This is a genomic window from Lachnoclostridium sp. An14, from assembly GCF_002160755.1.
Taxonomy (GTDB): domain Bacteria; phylum Bacillota; class Clostridia; order Lachnospirales; family Lachnospiraceae; genus Lachnoclostridium_A.
This window is the reverse complement of the sequence record NZ_NFLE01000069.1, coordinates 1-4,999: the sequence shown is the minus strand read 5'-3', so window position 1 is coordinate 4,999 and position 4,999 is coordinate 1. Positions and strand designations below refer to the sequence as shown.

The 4,999-nt window shown below is 46.2% G+C and carries 4 protein-coding genes and 7 tRNA genes; 2 read left to right on the top strand and 9 right to left on the bottom strand.

The window, feature by feature from the left end; all coding sequences use genetic code 11:
- Positions 1-165: 165 nt before the first annotated feature.
- Complete coding sequence (locus B5E84_RS19945; protein WP_242963452.1) at positions 166-1,035, bottom strand: nucleotidyl transferase AbiEii/AbiGii toxin family protein; 870 nt, start codon at positions 1,033-1,035, stop codon at positions 166-168.
- Between the two features lie 173 nt (positions 1,036-1,208).
- On the opposite strand from B5E84_RS19945, the gene B5E84_RS19940 reads away from it, so the two are divergent.
- Positions 1,209-1,619, top strand: coding sequence for a Crp/Fnr family transcriptional regulator (locus tag B5E84_RS19940; RefSeq protein WP_087226645.1), 411 nt, complete (start codon positions 1,209-1,211; stop codon positions 1,617-1,619).
- Between the two features lie 426 nt (positions 1,620-2,045).
- Here the strand turns inward: B5E84_RS19940 and B5E84_RS19930 are convergent, their stop codons facing one another.
- Positions 2,046-2,849 carry an SDR family NAD(P)-dependent oxidoreductase gene (locus tag B5E84_RS19930; RefSeq protein WP_087226639.1) on the bottom strand — a complete coding sequence of 268 codons (804 nt, stop codon included), beginning with the start codon at positions 2,847-2,849 and terminating at the stop codon, positions 2,046-2,048.
- A 203-nt stretch (positions 2,850-3,052) separates the two neighbouring features.
- On the opposite strand from B5E84_RS19930, the gene B5E84_RS19925 reads away from it, so the two are divergent.
- A complete protein-coding gene (locus B5E84_RS19925) occupies positions 3,053-3,934 on the top strand; it encodes a LysR family transcriptional regulator (RefSeq protein WP_162612913.1) in 882 nt (293 codons plus the stop codon).
- A 217-nt stretch (positions 3,935-4,151) separates the two neighbouring features.
- Here the strand turns inward: B5E84_RS19925 and B5E84_RS19920 are convergent.
- The 7 genes from B5E84_RS19920 to B5E84_RS19890 all read right to left on the bottom strand — a co-directional run bounded on the left by B5E84_RS19920 (position 4,152) and on the right by B5E84_RS19890 (position 4,805).
- Positions 4,152-4,237, bottom strand: a tRNA-Leu gene (locus B5E84_RS19920).
- 6 nt (positions 4,238-4,243) lie between these two features.
- Positions 4,244-4,316 (bottom strand) — tRNA-Val (locus B5E84_RS19915).
- 31 nt (positions 4,317-4,347) lie between these two features.
- A tRNA-Asp gene (locus B5E84_RS19910) sits at positions 4,348-4,421 on the bottom strand.
- Positions 4,422-4,452: 31 nt separating this feature from the next.
- Positions 4,453-4,526, bottom strand: a tRNA-Ile gene (locus B5E84_RS19905).
- 19 nt (positions 4,527-4,545) lie between these two features.
- A tRNA-Thr gene (locus B5E84_RS19900) sits at positions 4,546-4,618 on the bottom strand.
- A 4-nt stretch (positions 4,619-4,622) separates the two neighbouring features.
- A tRNA-Glu gene (locus tag B5E84_RS19895) sits at positions 4,623-4,694 on the bottom strand.
- A 38-nt stretch (positions 4,695-4,732) separates the two neighbouring features.
- Positions 4,733-4,805 (bottom strand) — tRNA-Asn (locus B5E84_RS19890).
- Between the last annotated feature and the right edge of the window lie 194 nt (positions 4,806-4,999).

The window sequence follows — 4,999 nt, the reverse complement described above, 5'->3', positions numbered from 1 at the left end:
TCCGTCACCGTACTTACAAAATCTAACACTTCTTTCATAACATCCCATCCTTTTTTCTTTTAGTATACCAGAAAAAAGACGGATGTTCATAATTTGTTCATTCGTGCGTTTGTCGTGGGGATTTCCTGCAGTTTCATGCTCCATTTTATATATAGATACCAATTTTCAATGCTCCTGCATCTTCCATAACACCATTGGATGTGATTTTATGCGGTTGATAATTTGTTCATCATCAAAAAGCAGTTCTGGAGCATATATCTTTTTATTAAACTGCTCTAAAAATTCCTGTTCTTCCGCAGTAAGAACCATTAAAGCAGCCAGAAACTCTTTTACTCTGCTCTTTATTTTCTCAAGGTCAATAAACTCTCCCTTTTGAATGACGGGAAGTAAGTCTGTCCTGATCTTTTTAATACTGATTCGATCAATCGTATCAACATCATATTTTTCAGGTATTTCCTCCTGCGATATTGACGTATAAAATATAACGGCCTTTCTCAACAATTCATATTCTTCATTTTGAAATAATCCCGCACGAATCATGTTATATGTATCATAGAGGTCTCTGACCGCCGCTCGGCTGAGCAATGCGTTGATTTTTGCCGCAAAAAGTTCTATGGGCTGAAGAACCGTAATCACATTTTTTGTATCAATCACATCCGGCAACACTCGTTTATCCTCTGGCTCGAATAGATGGCTCCGCAGAGAATAATTTATTTCCACTTTTATATTATCCTTTATCCCTCCCAGATTGATATAAGAAAAGACAAAAGAATCCAGGCTATGGCGGCTTTTGCTCTGAGGGCTTAACGTATATCCCTGTGTGTGCATATATAACTTTAGATGCTCTGATATTTCTTTTCTCCGAAACATCATTTCCTCCCGGTTTTCCTCAGAACAATAATCCAAATCAATATCAACTGACAATCTTGGAAGATTAAAGACCGTCAGGTTAATTGCTGTACCGCCTTTTAGTGCCAAGCATTTTTTCATAATCGGATTACCATTTATATAATCCAGAGTTTCGCTAAGCCTCACAACCTTTTCCAGGGTATCACGAATAAAATTTTCTGGCCATTTCAGCCAATTCGGCTTTCGTGTAGTTAAACAAACGTTTCCCCCCCCCCTTCATTTACCAACTGTAATATATTTTCTGGAACGCATAAATTCCATTCTTTTCCAAATACATTTCTTTCAAGATTGAGGCGTCCATGGGAACAGAAGCTTTAACCAGGGTGGAAACCTTGGAATTTACCAGGGAAGATTTTTACCGGATGTACCAGGAAAATATGGCCTTAAACGCGCGTGTTCTGGAGACGTATTCCATGTACATAAATTTGTTTGTCTACGAATCCGCTCATCAGGATTACAATAACACGTTCATCAAGGTATGCAATCTTCTGTACCTGTTTTCTCTCCATTCTCCAACTGGAACTCCCCGCCGGATCGAACTGACACAGCAGGAGATTGCCGATATTCTGGCCATCAGCCTAGTGAATGTTTCCAATAATTTAGCCAAGCTCCGAAACAGCGGAATTGTTGTCTCTCATCGCAAATGGATTGAAATCACGGATTATCCAAAGCTGGTTGCCTGCTGTTCCAATGAAACCATCAATGCTTGATTGATTGTAAGGTAAAGATAGCAGGATCCTAAATTTCGTTCTATATAAAAATATAGATAAGGGGAATTTTTTTATTTTTACTGTGCCGGAATGCCCTTATAAAGAAAAATGCGCCAAAGCCCAAGGGAACAAACGGGCTGTACGAGTCCAAGAGTTTCCCGGAAAAGCGCCGGGAATTCGCATAAAAAGGCAGACATGAGAGAGCTTTATTAAAATACGCCAAAAATCCAGCCCGGTCCCCATAAGGGGACGACTCAAGCTGGATTTTTACTGTCGGAAACGATGCCGGTTCCCTATCACCCATCTCCGACAATTCCTGTTTTAAAATTTGTAAAAAAGTGTGCGCAGCCGCGCATATTCCGGCAGGGCGCAGCCGGATCAGCTGCCAGTTTCTTCTGAGCGGAATGCGTATCTCGCCAGAGACTTCTATCTCCCCACACCGCTAAAAATACGGTCATAAAAAGAAATTTTGAACTCCTCCACATTCACGCTCTGATACTGGTCATACAGTTTCCGGCACACACGGTCCGTGGGATAGTTGATCTGATCCTTGCCGTCATTTACCGCAGTCCACACCGCCGCCGCGGCCTCCTCCGGCCCGGGGAACGCGGCGTTTCCGTCCAGCAGGTATTCCCGCTGTCTGGCCGCAGCCTCCTCGTAACCATCCAGGATATTGACTGGCGTCTGAAAGTTCGTATTCGTTCCCCCAGGAATCATGGCCGCCACCTTTACGCCGAAAGGTTTCAGCTCATAGTACAGAGACTCCACCATTCCCTGCTGAGCCCGTTTCGCCGCGCCATAGGCACCGTCTCGGGGGAGCGCAATGATTCCCGCCAGAGAGGTCGTCGTCAGGATCGCGCCGCCTCTGCGCCCCTTAAAATGGGGAATAAACTGCTGCGTCACCAGCATGGTTCCGATCACATCCGTATCAAAAAGCCTGCGGATTTCATGCTCCGGCAGTTTCTCAAAGGGCCCCATCATCCCGTAGCCGGCGTTGTTGAACAGCACATCCACATCGTACTCCGCCAGCGCTTTCTGACAGGTCTCGCGGATCTGCTCCGGGTTCATCAAATCCAGCGGCATAATCACAACATGGGGAAACTCCGCCAACTCTCCCGCCTTCTGCGGGTTTCTCATCGTAGCGATCACCCGCCAGCCCTGTCCTGCAAAATACTTGGTTGTCTCCCTTCCGATTCCGGAAGATGCGCCGGTAATAAAAATTGTTTTCATTCCACATTCACCTCATTTTGATTCCTTGTTGTTTTCGTTTCTATGGTAATTATACGATTCCGTTCTTAATAAGTAAAATTCCAATTATATAATAGGTTCATAATAAAACAGTGATGATGGAGTTTCTATTGCACCGCCTATGTTCTTATGTTATAGTTTCCATAAGAGACATTTCAATTTTAGAGACGGGTGATAATGAAATTATGATGTACAACCGAAATCTGGAAATATTTATAAAAGCCGCCGAGTACGGAAATCTCACTAAGGCGGCAAAAACCCTCTATATCAGCCAGCCTGCCGTGAGCAACGCCCTTTCCAAGCTGGAGGAAGAATTAGAAGTAAAGCTTTTCTTCCGTGACAAACGAAACGGCATGGTCTTAACCGACGCCGGAGAAAAGATCCTTTCTCTGGCCAAACAGATGGCGGACATTGACAACCGTATCAGCCAGGTCGCATACAAGGAAAAGCATTTTATCGGCGGAAGGCTCCGCATCGCGTCTCTGGTTTCACTGACCTCCACCATCATTTCCAAGACCTTAAAACAATATCAGACCCTGTTTCCCGATGTCCTGGTGGAAATCCGGGAAGGAACGCCAAAGGATTTAGTCCGCATGGTCGAAGACCATGAAGTGGATTTTGCCGTATCCTGCGCCCCTTTCTGGAAATTTGATTCCTTCAGCCTGATTCACGACCATATGGTGGCCCTTCTGCCCCATGGACAGACCGCGGAGGAAGTCAATCTGAACACCGACTCCGGGACGCTCATCATCAACCGGCCTGCCTATGAGACAATCCTGGAATATCTCCCCAGAAAAAATTCCTTCCGTTCTGATAAGGTTTTGCTGGTTCAAACCCCAGAGGCTGCCATCCACATGGTCAACGATGGGATCGGCACCGGCATTGTATCTGAATATACGTTGCGCTCTCTGATCGGAGATGTTCCTTTCAGTCCTGTCAGCCCCCACATTTCCTTTGACATCGGCTTTTTCGCCCACGACCTGCAGGATTTAACCCCGGTAGCCGCGGAATTTGTAAGGATTATGAAGGATTTACACGCTCCACAGCACGCTGACCCTGCTGTGTAAAATGGGAGTCCGCTCGGTTAAATCACATTTTTATAATAGAAAGTGTGCGCAGCCACGTATATTCCGCCGGGGCACGGCCGCGTCAGCCAACCGGTTTCTTCTGTGCGGGTGCGCCTCCAGAAACTTTGCTTTTGCGGCATAGGAGACAGGACACAGTTTCTTATGACACAAAAAAAGAGAACTACTGCTATTCACAGTAATTCTCTCAATTCATTGATGCCGGCGACCGGAATCGAACCGGTACGGGAGGTAAGTCCCGCAGGATTTTAAGTCCTGTGCGTCTGCCAGTTCCGCCACGCCGGCCGGGAATGGGGCCTACAGGGCTCGAACCTGTGACCCTCTGCTTGTAAGGCAGATGCTCTCCCAGCTGAGCTAAGACCCCAAACTTTTACTGCCAAAAAGGCAATAAAAAGCGACCCGGATGGGACTCGAACCCACGACCTCCGCCGTGACAGGGCGGCGCTCTAACCAACTGAGCCACCGGGCCAAATAGATGATATATTTTAGTTCAGGGTTAGTGGACCTTCGGGGACTCGAACCCAGGACCGACCGGTTATGAGCCGGTTGCTCTAACCAACTGAGCTAAAGGTCCAAATATATTGGATAAACCAAGCCGATGATCGGACTCGAACCGATAACCTGCTGATTACAAATCAGCTGCTCTGCCAATTGAGCCACATCGGCGAAATGACCCCAACGGGAATCGAACCCGTGTTACCGCCGTGAAAGGGCGATGTCTTAACCGCTTGACCATGGGGCCTCATTCGAGCACTCTCTAAATTTGCCTCATGCTCTCAACTCCCCCTGTTGGACTCGAACCAACGACACTGCGGTTAACAGCCGCATGCTCTACCGACTGAGCTAAGGAGGACTATCGCGTTACGCAACGAAGATATTATATAATAGCTGTACTAACTTGTCAAGCTCTTTTTGATTTTTTTCTGTGATGTGAAATGTAAAGTTAAATTCTACTCTCACACCCCCGTCTAGCTTTTACCTTTTCACAAATAGCTCTTATCCTTTCACATCTTCCCCATTAGCGGTATACTCATACTATTCTTTCTG